At 38.8% G+C, this 17,697-nt stretch carries 14 protein-coding genes; 12 read left to right on the top strand and 2 right to left on the bottom strand.

Annotation, left to right across the window (positions count from 1 at the left end; all coding sequences use genetic code 11):
* The first annotated feature begins 37 nt into the window (after positions 1 to 37).
* The 10 genes from rplU to NE558_RS11550 all read left to right on the top strand — a co-directional run bounded on the left by rplU (position 38) and on the right by NE558_RS11550 (position 12,048).
* Positions 38 to 343, top strand: coding sequence for a 50S ribosomal protein L21 (rplU, locus tag NE558_RS11595; protein WP_256150242.1), 306 nt, complete (start codon positions 38 to 40; stop codon positions 341 to 343).
* A 2-nt stretch (positions 344 to 345) separates the two neighbouring features.
* Complete coding sequence (locus NE558_RS11590; protein ID WP_256150241.1) at positions 346 to 678, top strand: ribosomal-processing cysteine protease Prp; 333 nt, start codon at positions 346 to 348, stop codon at positions 676 to 678.
* 3 nt (positions 679 to 681) lie between these two features.
* The gene (rpmA, locus tag NE558_RS11585) at positions 682 to 972 is read left to right on the top strand and encodes a 50S ribosomal protein L27 (protein ID WP_066047280.1); all 291 of its coding nucleotides are present in this window, start codon (positions 682 to 684) and stop codon (positions 970 to 972) included.
* Between the two features lie 259 nt (positions 973 to 1,231).
* Complete coding sequence (obgE, locus tag NE558_RS11580; RefSeq protein WP_256150239.1) at positions 1,232 to 2,509, top strand: GTPase ObgE; 1,278 nt, start codon at positions 1,232 to 1,234, stop codon at positions 2,507 to 2,509.
* Between the two features lie 150 nt (positions 2,510 to 2,659).
* Entirely contained in the window at positions 2,660 to 4,357 is a 1,698-nt protein-coding gene (locus NE558_RS11575) for a GGDEF domain-containing protein (protein ID WP_256150238.1), read from the top strand.
* 403 nt (positions 4,358 to 4,760) lie between these two features.
* Entirely contained in the window at positions 4,761 to 6,020 is a 1,260-nt protein-coding gene (yfmF, locus tag NE558_RS11570; RefSeq protein ID WP_256150237.1) for an EF-P 5-aminopentanol modification-associated protein YfmF, read from the top strand.
* The gene (gene yfmH, locus NE558_RS11565) at positions 6,007 to 7,254 is read left to right on the top strand and encodes an EF-P 5-aminopentanol modification-associated protein YfmH (protein WP_256150236.1); all 1,248 of its coding nucleotides are present in this window, start codon (positions 6,007 to 6,009) and stop codon (positions 7,252 to 7,254) included. The genes yfmF and yfmH overlap by 14 nt, the downstream gene beginning before the upstream one ends.
* Before the next feature lie 397 nt (positions 7,255 to 7,651).
* The gene (lgt, locus tag NE558_RS11560; protein WP_256150235.1) at positions 7,652 to 8,557 is read left to right on the top strand and encodes a prolipoprotein diacylglyceryl transferase; all 906 of its coding nucleotides are present in this window, start codon (positions 7,652 to 7,654) and stop codon (positions 8,555 to 8,557) included.
* A 218-nt stretch (positions 8,558 to 8,775) separates the two neighbouring features.
* Positions 8,776 to 10,683 (top strand): ABC-F family ATP-binding cassette domain-containing protein, encoded by a 1,908-nt coding sequence (locus NE558_RS11555; protein ID WP_256150233.1) that lies wholly within the window; start codon positions 8,776 to 8,778, stop codon positions 10,681 to 10,683.
* 96 nt (positions 10,684 to 10,779) lie between these two features.
* A complete protein-coding gene (locus NE558_RS11550) occupies positions 10,780 to 12,048 on the top strand; it encodes an HlyC/CorC family transporter (RefSeq protein ID WP_256150232.1) in 1,269 nt (422 codons plus the stop codon).
* A gap of 127 nt (positions 12,049 to 12,175) precedes the next feature.
* Here NE558_RS11550 and NE558_RS11545 read toward each other — a convergent pair whose 3' ends face one another.
* On the bottom strand, positions 12,176 to 13,462 hold the full coding sequence (locus tag NE558_RS11545; RefSeq protein ID WP_256150231.1) for a glycosyl hydrolase family 18 protein: 1,287 nt from the start codon (positions 13,460 to 13,462) through the stop codon (positions 12,176 to 12,178).
* An 85-nt stretch (positions 13,463 to 13,547) separates the two neighbouring features.
* Complete coding sequence (locus tag NE558_RS11540) at positions 13,548 to 14,591, bottom strand: TlpA disulfide reductase family protein (RefSeq protein ID WP_256150230.1); 1,044 nt, start codon at positions 14,589 to 14,591, stop codon at positions 13,548 to 13,550.
* A 638-nt stretch (positions 14,592 to 15,229) separates the two neighbouring features.
* On the opposite strand from NE558_RS11540, the gene NE558_RS11535 reads away from it, so the two are divergent.
* On the top strand, positions 15,230 to 15,913 hold the full coding sequence (locus NE558_RS11535; RefSeq protein ID WP_305145058.1) for a response regulator transcription factor: 684 nt from the start codon (positions 15,230 to 15,232) through the stop codon (positions 15,911 to 15,913).
* Positions 15,897 to 17,456: a sensor histidine kinase gene (locus NE558_RS11530; protein ID WP_256150229.1), complete on the top strand. Its 1,560-nt coding sequence runs from the start codon at positions 15,897 to 15,899 to the stop codon at positions 17,454 to 17,456. Before NE558_RS11535 ends, NE558_RS11530 begins: the two co-directional genes overlap by 17 nt.
* Positions 17,457 to 17,697: the final 241 nt, after the last annotated feature.

Here is a 17,697-nt window from a genome sequence, read left to right as displayed (position 1 = left end):
ACCGTATTCGGCGAGTAAATTGCGAGGAGGTGTTCATATGTACGCAATTATTGAAACAGGTGGTAAGCAGTATAAGGTATCTGAAGGTGATGTCATCACAGTTGAAAAGTTAGGCGTTGAAGCTGGTCAGGATTTTACATTCGACAAGGTTCTTGTTTTAGCAAAAGACGGTGACGTTAAAGTAGGTGCTCCTTATGTTGACGGTGCTGCTGTTACAGCTTCTGTAATTGGTGATGGCAAGGAGAAAAAGGTTATTATTTATAAGTACAAATCCAAAAAAGGCTTTCACAAAAAAAGAGGCCATAGACAGCCTTTCACAAAATTACAGATCAAATCTATCTAATTATGATAAGAGCTATTATTTATCGTAAAGACGGAAAAATCTGCGGAGTTGAGCTAACCGGGCATGCAGAGTACGCCAAAAGCGGCAGAGACATTGTTTGTTCCGCTGTATCTGTACTGACGTTGAATACCATAAATGCCATTGAGCAATTTACGGAAATTCCATTTCGCTGTGAAGCGGATGAAAAAAACGGCGGTTTTTTCAAAGTCCTTTTCCCTTTAGAGGGTATGGCAGACCATGATACTCAGCTTTTACTGCAAACGCTGGAGATGGGCTTGTCAGCAATAGAAACGGAATATAAACGGTATTTTACTTTGATTGATAAGGAGGTGTAAGTGATGTTCAGATTAAACCTTCAGTTCTTCGCGCATCATAAGGGCGGCGGTTCCACAAAGAATGGTCGTGACTCTAATGCAAAAAGACTTGGCGCAAAACGTGCAGATGGTCAGTTTGTTTTGGCCGGTAATATCTTATACACACAAAGAGGCACAAAGATTCACCCCGGTACAAATGTTGGCAAAGGTGGCAATGACACTTTATTTGCCTTGGTTGATGGCCGTGTGAAGTATGAAAGAAAAGGCAGAGATAAGAAACAGGTTTCTGTTTATCCTATCGAAATCGCTGAATAAGAATTGCGAAGGCTTCAAATGATACCATTTGAAGCTTTTTTCGTGAAAAGCAAAAATATTGCTTTTTGGGAAAAAGGTGAAGCTTGTAAGGGAATGGAAGAGAAGAATATAATTTTAGTGAACCGTGAGCTGCCTTTGCAGGAATTCCTTTTCGTAGAAGTTAATCGGTTAATTATAGTAAAATTTCAGCAAAAGATATATTATAAAATAAAATGATATTCAAAACATAGTTTGAGGTAATTCATAAAGAGGTGAAAAAATGTTTGTAGATAGAGTCAAGATTCATATTAAAGGTGGAAACGGCGGAAACGGTATGGTTTCTTTTTATAGAGCCAAATACATTACCCATGGCGGCCCTGACGGTGGTGACGGCGGTAAAGGCGGCAGTGTCATTTTTGTGGGTGATGAGGGTATGAATACCCTAGTCGATTTCCGATATAAAAGGGCTTTTAAAGCTCAAAATGGTGGGGACGGCGAAAAAAGAAACTGCTTCGGTAAAGATGGCGAGGACATTACTGTTCGCGTGCCCGTAGGTACTGTTATACGTGAAGCCCAAAGCGGCAAGGTAATGGCGGATATCAGTAAAGCCGGGGAAGAAAAAGTACTGATTTTTGGCGGCAAAGGCGGCAAAGGGAATCAGCATTTTGCAACCCCAACCAGACAGGCCCCAAGATATGCGGAAAGAGGCCGTATTGCAAAGGAATACGACGTTATTTTAGAATTAAAATTGATTGCTGATGTTGGACTGATTGGTTTCCCCAATGTAGGGAAATCCACTCTGCTTTCCATGGTAACAAATGCAAACCCAAAAATCGCAAACTATCATTTTACAACCCTTTCACCCAATTTGGGTGTCGTACAGGGCAGATTTGGCGATAGCTTTGTTTTGGCAGACATTCCAGGCTTGGTTGAAGGCGCCAGCGAAGGTGTGGGGTTAGGTCATGAATTTTTGCGTCATGTGGAAAGAACTAAGGTTTTTATCCATGTTGTGGATGCGGCAGGTGTTGAAGGGGATGATCCTGTTGAGAATATTCGTAAAATTAATCATGAGTTGGAAGAATATAATCCTGAATTATTAAAGCGTCCCCAGGTAATTGCGGCCAATAAAACAGATATTCCCGAAGCGGCAGAAAATGTGGCACGCTTGAAGGAAACTTATGAAAAAGAAGGCTTCAAGGTATACCCCATTTCTGCGGCAACGAACAAAGGATTGGATGAGCTTTTGTCAGCCGTTGCATTGATTTTGAAGGACTATCCTGAGGACATTATTTTTGCAGAGGATTATGAAGAATACGATGAAGTTGCTGTGGATGTTGAACCTTTCACCATCGAAGAGGTGGAAGATGGCTACTTTGTGGTAACCGGTGTGGGTGTAGAAAAAATGATTGGCTATACCAATATTGAAACGGAAAAAGGTTTTGCTTTCTTCCAGAAATATTTGAAGGAAAAGGGCATAATTGAAGCTTTAGAAGAAAAAGGAATTGAACAAGGTGACACCGTTCGTATTTACGATTTAGAGTTTGAATTTTGGAAATAAGATTGAGGAAAACCCTATGGGGAGCTTAGGCTTCTCTGGGGTTTTTTTGTCGATAAAGAAAGGAATGTTTTCATAGGAATTTGCCCTGTTTTTAAGCAATTTTTAAGGAAACCATATATAATGAAGGTATGATGATAAGGAGAGTTTCTCATGTGTAAAAAAATATTATTATACATACTTTATATGGTAGAGATAACGGTGCTTATTTTTGTATGCGTTGATGCAGTTGGGTTTTTTCGTTATGGGTCGAGCCAATCGAAGCGAGGGGAGCTGTCAGAGCTTAAAGAGGGATGGAACCTGAAGCTTGGAGATGTTATATATCCCATAGAAGAGTTACCCAAGGAATTTGTGATGGCGTCTGACGGAGCAGAGATTTATAGGCAATTGCCAGAAAAAATAAATGACAATACTATTTTGGCCTTTGAAAATAGATTTCAAGATGTTCAAGTGAAAATTAATGGTGAAGAACGTTATTCATATCGGGGCTTACTTCCTGAGCAGGGACGGCAGATGAACACCAATGTGCTTTGTATTGTGGATTTAGGGGAAAAGGATGCTGGTCAAGAAATCAAGGTTTCGTTTCAATCACCTATGAAAACGGTGGGTCTGCATCTCCCGAGTTTTTTTATGGGTGCGGAGTCGGTTTTGATGTTGGAATCCTTGCGGGCTGGACTATCCTCTTTGGTTTTTTCCGGGATAATGCTTTTTTTTACGATACTTTGCATGGCGATGTATCTGAGAGAAAAAATGGGGAGTGGTGAAAAAGTCGATTTACTAGCACATACTTCTATACTGATGGTGTTAAGCAGTATTTGGTCAATCGCAAACTGCGAGGTAGTTCATTTATGTGTTGGCAATGATATTTTATTAGCATATCTTTCTTTTAATTCTTTTATGCTTCTACCCATTATGATACCTATTTTTTATAGTGATGTTTTGGTGCGATACAAAAGATTTTTGTATCGATTGGCGGGAGCCGCTACCCTTAACTTTTTGCTTCAAAATATATTGAATTTTCTCGGGATATATCAATATATTCAAATGATGTCTATTACATATATTCTTCTATTGTTCACAATTTTTGCTTTGATTGGTATTTCAATGGGGGAATACACAAAGGAAAAGTCCTATTATACTGCTGGCTTTTTAATCGCTATTATTGTTTTTTTAAGTTTCTATATGATGGACGTGTTGAGATTTTTCTTTTTTGCACCTCTGGACAATGCAAGATTTTTTCGATATGGTGTTTTGTCGTTTATAATTATAATTGTTTGGATTTGTGCCAAGAAGGTTCTATGTTATGTTGAGGTTGAAATCGAAAATCGGGTTTACAAGGAGTTGGCTTTAAGAGATGTTTTAACCCATTTGCCCAATCGAGTAGCTTTAGAGAAATGCATTGAAAGCTTAGAGGAGAGAGGGACAATTTGCAAAAATCTAACGGTAATTTTAATGGATGTGAATGGGCTTAAGCCCGTAAATGATAAAAGTGGTCATGGTGCGGGAGATAGACTCTTATGTGAGGCGGCAAAAAGCATCAAGGAAGCATTCCCAGAGGAAAAGGATGCATGGTATCGCTTGGGCGGGGACGAATTTGTGGTTTTGATGACCCAAACGGAGCTAAGCAATGAGGAATGTCAACAAAGGATGCAGAAGGCGACAGAAAAGTGGAAAAATTTTGAACACGGGCCTATTTCTATTTCCTGCGGAAGCCAGTCGGTGAAGGATGTGAAGGTAACAAAAGAGATGGTTCATCATTTAATACAGGAAGCAGACCAAATAATGTATAAAAATAAAATTCAATATTATCAGAAGAAGTTAAACAAAAGAACCTCTCAGGAGATTTCCTGAAATGAAAGATCAATATTTGTGGTTCAAATTGCATTAAAAATTGAAGCTAGATTCCTAAAGCCAATGTAAATATTTTAGGATGACTGGCGTAAAAAATCCTTGCGTAACATGTTATATCTGGTTGTAATGAAGCAGAAGTGTCGGCTTAGTCGACACTTTTTTGTTTTTAAATGAGATAATAAATTCCCCCTTTTCTGATTAAAATCTTCTTTACCAAAGTAGATCATACTTAGAGTTTTTTGTGAATCTTTACAAAACAGAAATACATGATAATTTGTTTTTTTCGCAAGCAAAATAATTTGCCAAAGTTTCAAATCTTAAGAAAAAGAAAACACAATTTGCATAGATTTTTTTTACTTCTTTGGGAAACAATAATCCAAAATGAAGTAAATGAGGTGATAACATGTATTCCTTGGAGAGAAATACGCCAAGATGCAGAATTTATTGGTTGGATGGCAAAAAGTTTAAAACAAATCTGTTTTTGCTTTTTTTTGAGTTACCTTTAAAACGAGAAACTGCCACAAAAACAGCTTTATTAGCTGAGGTGTTGCGAGAAGGCTGCAAGGCTTATCCTGATGCTCGCCGAATAGCCACTGCAGCGGAAGAAATGTATGGTGCTTTGTGGGATATTTTCATTGTGAAAAAAGGGGATAAACAATTATTGGTTTTCTCATTGGAAACGGCAAAGGCGGTAGAAACAGAGGAAGCAATTGGATTTTTAAAGGCTCTTTCTTCTGAACCTTTGGTAGATCATGTTGGGTTTCCTGAAACCGTTGTAGATCGGCGGAAAGAAATATTGGCGAAAAGATTGGCAGCTTTGAAGGATGATAAACAAGAGTATGCCCGCAGACGATGCTTACAGGAGGCAGCAAAAGGAACACCCCTTGAAATTTCTGCTGATGGTTATGAAGAGGATTTGGATGAAATTGATGGAAAATCATTATATGACTATTATTGCAAAATTGTTGAGCATGCACCAGTTAAAATATTCTTTTGCGGCGATGAGGGGGAAAAAAGGAAGCTGACAATTTTCCGTAAAATTTTTTCAGGTGGAGAACCTTTGGAAAGCTTAACGGAGGTTGAAGTCACAACTAGACAAGAGCCTGTTTATGTTAGAGAGCATACCCCAATGGAACAGGCAAGGCTTGTATTGGCTTTTGATACTAAGGCAGAATGGGGCAAAAGAAGCTATGGCACAATGCTGGTACTAAATCAGCTATTTGGTGGTGATCCTGATTCTTTATTATTTCAAAACCTAAGAGAGCGGGATGGACTTTGTTATGACATCAAATCTTTTCCTTATCCATTAACAGGACTTTTGTTTGTGCAGACAGGAATTAAAGTTGAGGATGCTAAAAAATCTGCAAAGGGAATTCTTCACGAGTTGGAAAAGCTGGGAGAAGATATTGTGGAGGAAAAAAAGTTAGAGCAGGCAAAAACTGCATTATTAAGACAGTATAGAACCATTGCAGATCAGCCGTGGGCAATGGCTGACTTTTCGGTGGAGCAGGTTTTGGGTGAAGGTGAGCGGGGACTAGAACCGTTTTTGCGCCGCATTGGGAATGTTACGGCAGAAGAGGTAAGTCGTATGGCGAACAAAGCCGTATTGAAAGCCATTTATTTGTTAAGCGGTCAGGAGGTGGCAAAAGATGAGGGAAAATGATACTGATAAAAACGGAACAGTTTGGACAAAAACATCCTCTGGAATGGACTGCTATTTTTTTCCTATGCCTGATTATGAAGAGAAGATGGCCGCCATTGTGGTGAAAGCAGGTTCCAATTTTTTAGCCTGCGATGCGCAGAATCAGGAAAAACCTCTGCACTTTCCAGAAGGAACGGCACATTTTATTGAGCATAGGTTGTTCCGACAAAAATGGGGAGATGCTTTTGCAACCTTTAGCAAACAGGGTGCTTCTGCCAATGCTTTTACCGATGCTGAGAAAACAGTATATTATTTTAGTTGTCAGGAGAATTTTTTTGAAAACTTGAGGTTGTTACTCAGCTTTGTCCAAAACCCTTATTTTTTAGAAGAAGAAACAGAACAGGAAAAGAGTATTATACAAAGTGAGATTACCATGTATGACGATAATCCGGATTGGCGTGTATATTATCAGCTTTTGCAGGCGATGTATCACCATCATCCCATTCGCATCCCCATTGCGGGAGATGCGAAAGCAATGGAGAAAATCAATTATAAAGTGTTACAACAGGCATATGATTGTATGTATACGCCGGAACGTTTTAGTTTGATTTGTGCTGGAGATATTCGAGTACAAAAAATTGTTGAAGCTGCGGGTATGATGAAAAAGAAAAAGCCGGGGGAGAAACCTCTATTTGAGAGAGAGCCGGAGAATGTAAAAGAAAGCTATGTAGAAGGAAAGCTGGGCATTACTAGACCAATTTTTCAGATTGGCTTTAAAATGACACCGGTAGAGAAGGAACCCATAAAACAGCGGATTTTAATGAGTATTTTGTTGGAGATTTTAGCCGGTGAAAGCAGTGCTTTTTATCAGGAGGCTTATTATAAAAAATATTTGGATGAGCCGCTGGGGAATGCGTATTTTAACGGTGAAGAGTATGCCTTTTGTGCTTTTTCCGGCGTGGGAGAAAGGGGAAAAGAAGTGAGCGAGCTTCTTTTACAACATCTGGAGACCCTTTGTCAAGAGGGAATTGGTGAAGAGGATTTCCGTAGAATTTGCAAAAAACAAATAGGACGCTTTATCCGTCGAAATCAGTCGGTATCAGGCATGGTAATGGGGCAGATTGAGTGGGCCATGGCAGACTGCTCGGCAGGACAAGTGTTTCGTTATTTAAAAACTGTGCAAAAGAATGAAGCTGAGCAGCTTTTAAGCAAGGCTTTTGCAAAAGAGAAGATGGTTCTTTCCGTAATCCGTTAAGGTGATTCAGACTTACCCTTTGTTTCTAACGTAAAAAGGCTTGAACTTACGATTTTGATAAGGGTATTTTCCATACCCTAAGCACAGAGGCCTTAAAGGCTTCTGTGTTTTTTATATGTATTTATCATGAACTACATATAAATTAAATTAATTTATGCGTGATTGCATTTTAGGCGGGATATCAGCTTTTATGAAAGAATTCATTGAGTTACGGGTCTCGATGTGGTATTATTTTTTCTAAATGGGTCAATAAGTAATATTATGCTGATAAATTATTATTTAAGTTTCTCATTTTTAAACCCTTGCTTATCTGTACTATAAGACTAAGCAAAAATGGTTACAATGATATAATAGGTGTTGTTATATTTTTATGTATTGATGAAAGGTAGGTTGGCTTATGCCTGAAATATGGTTCCCTCATTTGGGAATAGAAATAAATCATTTAAACAGAGTTGCGTTTACAATTTTCGGAAAAGAAGTTTACTGGTACGGAATATTTATTGGCACAGCGGTTTTATTAGGACTATTGCTTGCCATGCATGAAGCGAAAAGAACAGGCCAGGATCCTGATACCTATTTGGATTTTGCCCTTTATGCATTGGTTTTTGCTATTATTTGTGCCAGATTATATTATGTTGCATTTTCTTGGGATACCTACAAGGATAATCCCTTAAAGATTTTTGCTACACGAGAGGGCGGTCTTGCCATTTACGGTGGAGTTATCGGTGGCGTATTAACAGCGTTAGTATATTCTAAAATAAAAAAAATAAATTTTTGGCAGTTGGCGGACACTGCTGCCCCAAGTTTGGTTTTAGGGCAGGTATTGGGGCGTTGGGGGAATTTTTTCAACCGTGAGGCCTTTGGTGATTTCACAAACAATTTATTTGCTATGCGTTATCAGCTTTCTCAGGTACGCCTTGGAGATATTTCAGATAACACATTGAGCCAATTACAAATGGTCAATGGCGTTGAATATATTCAGGTACATCCAACGTTTTTGTATGAATCATTATGGAATTTAGGAGTGTTAGCCCTTTTGATTTTTATGAGCCGCAGGAAGAAGTTTCACGGTGAAATAGCTGGATTATACTTCCTTGGCTATGGTTTAGGCAGAGTGTGGATTGAAGGTTTGCGAACGGATCAGCTGCAATGGGGCGGGTTTGCCGTTTCTCAGGTGCTATCTGCAATATTTATTGTTGCGGCGGCAGCTTTTTTGGTATGGAAGGGACGACAGGAAAAGCTTGTTCTCAAATCTACGGAGGGCGGGAATGCTATGGAGAATGAGGATAAGAAAGAGGATTAATGATTTTTTCTATGAAATAATGTGATACTTTTAGGAATGCTCGAAAACCCTGGTTTTCAAGTGGAATCACAAAGGAGAAGAAATTCTCTTTTAGGTGCAAAGCCATTATGAAATGAATTTTGAGAATATCTCTTAGAATTTTAGCATCCTAGATACGGGAGACGTTGAACTTTTGCCTCTGGAGTTATGACAGAGGTTTACATATTGGAGGAAGCAAAATGGTTTTATTGACTGCAGAGCACATTCGTAAAAGCTACGGAACAAGGGTTATTTTTGATGATATTTCATTTAGTATCCATGAAGGGGATAAAATTGGTGTTATAGGTGTCAACGGTGCTGGAAAATCCACATTATTAAAAATCGTAGCTGGTGTTGGACACGCAGATAGCGGTGAAGTGATTACCATGAATGGAATGAGAATTGCATATCTTTCTCAGAATCCTGAATTTATGGAGGGAACTACTATACTACAGCATGTTTTTGCGGGGGAGAATCCAAAGCTTTCCTTGGTCAGAGAATATGAGGAGACTTTGGAGCAGTTGAATGCAAACCCTCAGGATAAAAATATGGCGGCATTATCCGCAAGGCTGACAGAGGAAATGGATAAGGCTGAGGCATGGTCTTTGGAAAGTGAAGCCAAGAATATTTTGACCCGCCTTGGGATTGTAGATTTTGGGCAAAAGGTAGATACCCTTTCGGGAGGACAAAAGAAAAGAGTAGCGTTGGCGGCAGCCTTGATCGCTCCGGTGGAGCTATTGATATTAGATGAGCCAACCAATCATATTGACCATGAAACAGTGGAGTGTTTAGAAAAGCATTTAGAGAAATATGCAAAAGCTCTGCTTATGGTAACCCATGATAGATATTTTCTTGACCGAGTTGCCAATCGGACACTTGAGTTGGATAAAGGTCAGCTTTATTCCTACCAAGGTAATTATACCAACTTTTTAGAACTGAAAGCTGAAAGGGAAGAGCTTGAAGCCGCAGGAGAGCGAAAGCGTCAAAACTTTTTGCGCAGTGAGCTGGAATGGGTACGCCGTGGGGCCCAAGCAAGATCAACAAAGCAAAAAGCAAGATTACAACGTTTTGATGAAGTATCTGCCATAAAGGCACCAGAGGAAAAGCAGAACGTTGCCCTATCATCTATTGGCAGCCGCCTAGGGAAAAAGACCATAGAATTAAAAAATATTTCAAAGGCTTACGATGATAAGTTTTATATAAAGGATTTTAGCTATATAGTCTTAAGGGATGACCGCATTGGTATCACGGGAGACAACGGGTGTGGTAAAACTACACTATTGAAGATGATGATAGGGAAACTGCAGCCGGACAGTGGCATGATTGAGAGAGGGGAGACTGTGAAAATCGGAATTTTCTCTCAAGAGAATGATGGTATGGACGAGACCATGAAGGTTTTGGATTATATTCGTGAGGTGGCGGAGTATATCCAGACAGGAGATGGAAGAATAAGTGCGTCTCAAATGCTTGAAAAATTTTTATTCCCTGCGGATATGCAAAGAGGTCCCATTTCCATGCTTTCTGGTGGTGAAAAAAGAAGACTTTATTTGGCAAGGGTTTTAATGGGAGCACCTAATATTCTTTTTTTAGATGAACCAACCAATGATTTGGATTTGGAAACTTTGATGATTTTAGAAGAATATTTACAAGATTTTCAAGGTGCGGTTATTGCTGTATCCCATGATAGATATTTTTTGGATAAAACAGTGAATCGTATTTTCGCCTTCCTTGGAGATGGAAGAATTAAGCAATATGAAGGTGGCTATTCTGATTTTAAGGCAGCGAAAGAAAAAGAAGAACCCGACACAGTGGAGGTGACTAGACCTCACAAAGTAGAAGCCGTAAAGGAAAAAAGTCCAGTTACAAAAATGAGCTATAAAGACCAACGTGAATATGATACCATAGGGGTAGAAATAGCAAAAATAGAAGAAAAAATATGGTTAATGAACAAAGTAATGGAAGGCTGTACCACAGATTATACAGAGCTGCAAAGGTTGTCGCTGGAAAAAGAAGAGTTGGAGCTTAAATTGGAAAGCCGAATGGAGCGCTGGATGGAACTGACAGAATTGGCTGAGGAAATAGAGAAAAATCGTGGTGAGCGAGGCTGAACGATATTTTTCTCTGGACGCCAGATGGGTTTTGTGGTATTTTGAGTAATAAAAATATGATAATATGTGATTGTTTTGAAATGGAGAGTGATTTTAGTGGACGGTGCCAGTCCGTACCTGATAGGGCTTTTAATTTTTTTAGTTTGTTGTTCTGCATTTTTTTCTGCCTCTGAAACGGCGTTAACCTCATTAAGTAGGATTCGCCTTCGTAATATGGTGGAGGAAAAGATTAAGAACGCAGACAAAATCAGCAAACTTTTGGATGATCCCAATCGATTGCTTAGCTCTATCCTTGTAGGCAACAACTTGGTAAACAATGGCGCATCCGCCTTGACAACTGCTTTGGCAATTCAGGTGTTTCACGGGGATGCAGGCAGTGGTGCCACTGTTGCGACGGCATTTATTACGGTAGTTATTTTGATTTTTGGAGAAATTACTCCCAAAACCATTGCGGCAAAGCAGGCGGAGAAAGTAGCTTTGCTTGTGGTAAATATCATTTCTGTGGTTGTTTTTGTTTTGCGTCCTGTGGTTGTGGTTCTGTCGGCGGCGACCAGTTCGTTGTCCCGTTTGTTTGGGCATAATCCAGATGAAAAACTTCCCACCATTACAGAGGCTGAACTGAAAACCATAGTGAATGTTAGCCATGAAGAGGGTGTTTTGGAGTCAGAGGAAAGAATCATGATTAACAATATCTTTAACTTTGGGGATGCCAAGGCAAAAGATATTATGACCCCAAGAACAGATATGGTAACGGTTTCTTGTGATGTAAGTTATGAGGAATTTGTTGAGCTGGTAAACGAAGAAGGCTTTTCCCGTTTCCCTGTTTATGACGAGGATATTGATGATATTGTTGGGATTCTATATGTTAAGGATGTATTTTTTGTAGACAAAAACGAATTTTGTGCAGACAAATATATGAGAGAGCCCTATTTTACCTATGAGACGAAACCCGTAGCAGAACTTTTTTCTGAGATGCGCCAAAATCATTTGGCTGTTGCCATTGTGTTGGACGAATATGGTGGAACTTCCGGTTTGGCCACAATGGAAGATATTATAGAAGAGATCATGGGCGAAATCGCTGATGAATATGATGATGAGCAAGATGAAATAGAGGTTATTAAAGAGGATGAATATGTGGTAGACGGAGGTACCCGCTTGGAGGAATTTAACAAAATGGTGGGCAGCCGTTTAGAATCTGACGAGGTAGATACCATAGCCGGATACGTACTGATGATATTAGGCAATTTCCCTGAAGGTGGAGAGATTTTGGAGTCCGATGGATTAAAGTTTGTTGTGGAAGAAATGGACAAAAATAGGATTTCTAAGTTGCGTGTATATATTAATCATACCCCTGAAGAAGCGTAATCAATTTAAATTGATTCCCTTTAACTTCTATCATGAAAAGCGGTGACCCTTAGGGTCACCGCTTTTTCTATTTTAAGAAATAGGTATTCAAACAAATCAACACAAGATATTTGTCTGTAATTAAGCTTTAGATTCCAAACTTATTGATATCATATACATTGGAGATGAGCATCCAGTTTTGTATAAAGGGACGCATAAGGTTCCAGTAACCCACTCCGCTAAAGCCATATTCTTTAACAGTACGTAATTTTGCGTCAATACTTCTCGCATCCTCAAACCATACCACGTGGGCACTACCGTCTTCGCTGGTATAAAAGAAATAGGGACTTTGGGCAACCTCATCAAAGAGAATTTCTGCACGAATATCCATAGCCATTTGCACGGCTTCTTGATTTCCAACGGTTAATGCTCTGCCTTCGCCCATGGTAAATGGCAGTGTCCAGTCATAGCCATAATTGGGGATTCCCATGATGATTTTTTCCGGAGGAATCTCCTGAACGGCATAATCTAAGACCTCTTTCACTTTATTTAATGGAGCTACAGCCATGGGAGGTCCGTAGGCATAGCCCCACTCGTAGGTCATCAACAATACATAATTTGCAATTTCTCCGATTCGTTTGTAATCATGGGCGGCATAAAGTAGTCCTGGTTGTGTTGAGGAGGTTTTTGGTGCAAGGGCAACAAAAACACGAAATCCTACTTCATTCATGGCCGTTTGCAATTCAGAAAGAAAGGTAATAAAGGCCTCTTTATCTGTGGGCAGCACAAACTCGAAATCTACATCTATGCCGAAATAGGATTTTTGCCCCATAACAACCATAAGATTATAGATAAGATTTGCCCTTGCTTCTGGGTTATTTACCATTTCGGATATGAGTTTATTGCTGAATTTTCCGTTTTCATCTAAAGGAGTCAAAACTAAAATCGGTGCTGCGCCAAAGGCTCTTGCGGCCAAAATTAAGTTCATATCATCGGGAGGGATCAATTCACCGTTGGCATGAAACCCATAGGAGAAAACAGAGAGAAACGACAAATAAGGAACGGTTTGATTCAATAAAGTCTCATCAATGTAGGGATACGCATACCCATTTACCAGATATTCCTCTTGAGGGGGTTCCTTGAACGAGATGATTATGGTCTGACCCGGATAAATTGTGTCTGTTATGGCAAGCTGTGGGTTGTTTTGCAACAGCACGTTTGGCGAAACACCAAACCTTTGTGCAATGAGAAAGATGCTATCTCCCGGCTGTACCTGATAGGTTACATCTGGTTCTAAAATCAGAAGGGCTTGCCCCAAAGTTAATAGGTTCGGATTGGTTATTCCGTTATTCTCCATAATCAGCCTTGCACTTACGTTATATTTCTCTGCGATCGAATAAATTGTGTCACCGGCACTTACTACATGGATTGTCATCGGCCCACCTCCGCTAATAGTTTATGCTGGAATCCAAAAAAAAAGAACGCACCAATAAAATGCGTTCTTAATGAAAGGGAAATTTTTAGCTTTCTGCTTTTGCTTTTTCCAACGCAGTTGCCGTGGTTTCCATATAATATTTTAAATCTTTGACACCTTCAATTTTTGTCTCCAAAGGGCGTCCTTTGTTATCTACAAAGAAGGTAGTTGGCAACCCTTTTAGATGATCGATAATCCACGATGCCATTGCTTGGTCAGGGATGATTGTGGTAAAAGTTACACCAGCTTCTTCATATGCCTGTTTCACGGTGGCCTCTGCTTTTTCACCAGGCAGATCAATTACAACTTGGACAAAATTAACATTTGGGTATTTTTCCTTAAGCTGCTTATAAAAGGATTCTAGGGTAGCCAGCTCATTAATATCAGGATAGCAATAGGATGCCCAGAAGTTTATAACAGTTAGGTCATAATCATAAAAAACCGTGCTCGTAATAGGATCACCTGACAGAGTGGTAGACATAAAATTAAGGTATGCCTTACTATCCTCAATTTGGGTTTGTACGGAAGTTTCATCTGGTACAAAGGTTTCAATGGTTTTTTGCAGCATTGGCAATTCAGATTTCAGAGTTTCAAAAGTTTTAGCGGAGTCATTGGAGAATCTAGGGGTACTGCCAATATAATCTGTAAGATAATAAAAGCGGAACTTCTCTTGCTTTGGTAATTCTTCACAGTTTTTATACAGAGCCAGTTCTTCTTTTACACTTTGAGATTCTATATTTTCTTCTTTCACAACCAAAAGGGTAAAAACAGGAACCATCAATTCATCCACAGGGATTTTGGAATCAGGATTATTTAATTCATCCATATTTTCATCAGGTGTAAAGTCATACTCAATTTTGGCGTAAATCTCTCCGTCGGGTTTTACAAAGGTAACAGGAATTAGATTTACGTTTTTGCGCTCAAGCCATTCTTTTGGAAGGCTATATGCCAAGCCGCATTGTTCAAAGCGGTAGTCTGTTTTCTTCTCTTCGCTCCCATTTTCCGGGGGAGCAGATTCTTTTTTTCCACAACCGCCTAAAATACCAATGGATAAGATAAGCGTCAGGAAAAGTGCCAGTTGTTTTCTCATTTTGATTCCTCCTAAAAGATATAAAATAAAACGAAACTACTTGTTTTATTTCTATTGTGTTTTGATTGAACCGGCAAAAGGAAAAAGCCGATTTTATATATGGCAGGCTTTTAAAACCAATCATCCATCCCATTTCATAAGGCTGTCCGTTATTTATAAAATTTAAACGGTGACGATTAGAATTCGTTCAATGCCTGCGTTAAACATGCCACACCATTATACAGAAAAACTGTTTCAGCCGCAATGGAAAAAACGACAGAAAAAAACAATGGATTTCAATTTTTAATTACTTTTTAATCATAAGACAATATGCTTTTAACTGCATAAAGGTATACTTTTTACGTATGAAGATGGGAAAGGATAATAAGCTTAACGATGATGCTCATTCTTATTGACACAAGCAACTTTGATAGATTGAAAGAGCATTTATATTTTATATAGGAAATGTAAATAAAAATAAAAAGGGATAATCTATTTGTATTAAACAGAAAATAGAGTAGATTGATGGTTTTAGTGGAATGAAAACGTTATAATTAAAAAGAGTTTCAAAAAGAAAACAACTTTTATTGACATTTTTTTACTTATTTTTTGTATTTTATGGTATAATATACCAAAATTATGTAAAGGAGAACAGAATCATGATGCAAAAGAAGATTCTATTAATTGAAGATGAGGTTAAACTAGCACGTTTTGTTGAGCTAGAGTTAAGATATGAGGGTTATGAAGTAACGGTATGTCACGATGGCCGAGAGGGTATATCTTTGATTAGCGAAGGGAATTTTGATATGATTCTTTTGGATCTTATGCTGCCCGGACTGACAGGAATAGAAATTTGCCGTAGAGTTCGCAAGAATTCCAATGTACCCATTATTATGCTTACCGCTAAGGATGAGGTGATTGACAAGGTTGCAGGGCTAGATAGCGGTGCTGACGATTATTTGACAAAGCCCTTTGCCATTGAGGAGCTGTTGGCAAGAATGCGTGTTGCATTTAAGCACTGCGAAGATAAGATGTCAAAAAAAGTTCTTTTGCAGGTGCAGGATTTAGAAATTGATACGGAGAAGCGCTTGGTCACCGTTGGTGGAGAAGTGGTTGAACTGACCAAGAAGGAATATGAACTTCTTTTGTATTTAGTACAAAATAAAAATATTGTTTTAACCAGAGAACAAATCTTAAATGAAGTATGGGGCTACAGCTATATTGGTGAAACAAATGTAGTGGATGTTTACGTACGCTATTTAAGAGCAAAAATAGATGAAGCTTTTCAGAAAAAGTTTATTCATACCATACGAGGGGTAGGGTATTATGTCAAGGAAGAATAAGCAATCCTTTTTTTGGGGTATACGCCATATGGCAATTGCCAGAAAAATTACGTTCCTCTATAGTGGGATTTTTACCTTTTCTATTTTAGTTATCAGTTTTTTTATGACCATAAATATACCCGGAATTCAGCAACATATTATCAGGAGAGAGCTTACGCTGACGATTTCCAATATTGAGGCGTATCTCCAACAGGGAAAGAGCTTGAATAATGATACCCTTCGGGATTTATTGGATAATAAATATGTTGAGGTCAATGTTTATTCCCAATATCAGAATATGTATTATTTTAGTCATTTCGGTGAAGAACCCTTATTGATGCAGTTGAGAGAGTCTAATTTTCCTACTCCTGAGGGGATTTTTACAAACAAGGATGAATTAATGGGGCATGGTCAGCAGACTTTGGCGCAGGATGGATTCAAAATCAGCGCTCAAAAAGAAAAAGTGGAGAATTGTACTGAGTACATTTTAGAAAATAATAATAGACAGCAAATTATGCTGATTTCCACTATTATTCCAGCACAGGGTGGGCAGTATCGTGTGGAAGCCTATAAGCTGATTGGAATTAATTCAAACTTTATTCGTGGCTTTATTGGCAAGCTGGCAACAGTAAACTTTATTGGTATACTATGTGCATTTTTGATTGGTTGGTATATCAGTCAGCGTATGCTGCGCCCTGTAGAGGCAATTCGTGCGGCGGCGGAGCGCATAACCATTGAGGATTTGAGTCAACGTATTGATACAGATGGTCCTGATGATGAGATGAAAGAGTTAACAGTAACCTTTAATTCTATGATAGATCGTTTGGAAAGCTCTTTTCAGCGGCAAAATCAATTTATTTCAGATGCATCTCATGAATTAAGAACACCGATTTCTGTTATTCAGGGGTATGCAAACCTGATTAATCGTTGGGGAAAAAGTGATCCTGTTATTTTGCAAGAAGCAATAGACTCCATTTTAAGTGAGACGGAGCATATGAGTGCATTGATACGAAAGCTCCTTTTTTTGGCAAAGGGTGACCAGAACCGAATGCTTGTCCAAAAAAAGCTGATATCTTTAAATGAAATTGCAGGGGAAGTTGTGAAAGAGCTGGAGGTTCTTGAAGTAAACCGAAAAATTGTTTTTGAGGAAAAGGACAAGGCGGAAATCTGGGGTGACCCTGATTTAATCAAGCAACTACTATGGATTCATGCTGAGAATGCACTAAAATATACGAAGGATGGAGACTTGATTACCCTTCGTGTTTGGAAGGATAAAAAAGATGCATTTGTTTCTGTTGGAGATAATGGAGCAGGTATCTCTAAGGAGCATTTGTCTAAAATATTTGACCGATTTTATCGTGTGGATCAATCCAGAAATAAGGGGATTTCCGGTACGGGGTTAGGGCTTTCTATTGCAAAATGGATCGCTGACAGTCATTTTGGTCATATATTAGTTGAAAGTACGGAGGGAGAAGGAACCACATTCACCAATGTCTTTGCGTTGAGCGGCAAGATGAAGAAGGATGAAATAAAAAAAGAAGGCGAGGAGAGCCGCAAGTTTTAAGTTTTCCTTAAGGTTTCCCCTTTTATTTGATTCAGGGTATAAATGGGAGTATACTAATAGAGATACATGTGTGTTTTAGGTTGTATGCAAAGTGAGTTCTACGGGAGAAAGTATAGAGGCTTTTTGCATAATTCCGATTAAGGCTGTCTACCGGAAAACGAACGGTTTCCGGCTTTTAACTCTAACTTATCTAAAATTACCTCTCTTTCTATTTCAATTGAATTGATTTGTAAAAACCAAG

It is taken from the genome of Anaerotignum propionicum, from assembly GCF_024461735.1.
GTDB lineage: Bacteria > Bacillota > Clostridia > Lachnospirales > Anaerotignaceae > Chakrabartyella.
Note: the sequence above shows the minus strand (reverse complement) of the source record. Positions and strands in the feature narration are given on the sequence as shown.

What these genes read in the sequence shown, in the direction of transcription:
- rplU (WP_256150242.1), top strand. Translation starts at nt 38, where the DNA reads ATGTACGCAATTATTGAAACAGGTGGTAAGCAGTATAAGGTATCTGAA.
- NE558_RS11590 (WP_256150241.1), top strand. Translation starts at nt 346, where the DNA reads ATGATAAGAGCTATTATTTATCGTAAAGACGGAAAAATCTGCGGAGTT.
- rpmA (WP_066047280.1), top strand. Translation starts at nt 682, where the DNA reads ATGTTCAGATTAAACCTTCAGTTCTTCGCGCATCATAAGGGCGGCGGT.
- obgE (WP_256150239.1), top strand. Translation starts at nt 1,232, where the DNA reads ATGTTTGTAGATAGAGTCAAGATTCATATTAAAGGTGGAAACGGCGGA.
- NE558_RS11575 (WP_256150238.1), top strand. Translation starts at nt 2,660, where the DNA reads ATGTGTAAAAAAATATTATTATACATACTTTATATGGTAGAGATAACG.
- yfmF (WP_256150237.1), top strand. Translation starts at nt 4,761, where the DNA reads ATGTATTCCTTGGAGAGAAATACGCCAAGATGCAGAATTTATTGGTTG.
- yfmH (WP_256150236.1), top strand. Translation starts at nt 6,007, where the DNA reads ATGAGGGAAAATGATACTGATAAAAACGGAACAGTTTGGACAAAAACA.
- lgt (WP_256150235.1), top strand. Translation starts at nt 7,652, where the DNA reads ATGCCTGAAATATGGTTCCCTCATTTGGGAATAGAAATAAATCATTTA.
- NE558_RS11555 (WP_256150233.1), top strand. Translation starts at nt 8,776, where the DNA reads ATGGTTTTATTGACTGCAGAGCACATTCGTAAAAGCTACGGAACAAGG.
- NE558_RS11545 (WP_256150231.1), bottom strand. Translation starts at nt 13,462, where the DNA reads ATGACAATCCATGTAGTAAGTGCCGGTGACACAATTTATTCGATCGCA.
- NE558_RS11540 (WP_256150230.1), bottom strand. Translation starts at nt 14,591, where the DNA reads ATGAGAAAACAACTGGCACTTTTCCTGACGCTTATCTTATCCATTGGT.
- NE558_RS11535 (WP_305145058.1), top strand. Translation starts at nt 15,230, where the DNA reads ATGATGCAAAAGAAGATTCTATTAATTGAAGATGAGGTTAAACTAGCA.
- NE558_RS11530 (WP_256150229.1), top strand. Translation starts at nt 15,897, where the DNA reads ATGTCAAGGAAGAATAAGCAATCCTTTTTTTGGGGTATACGCCATATG.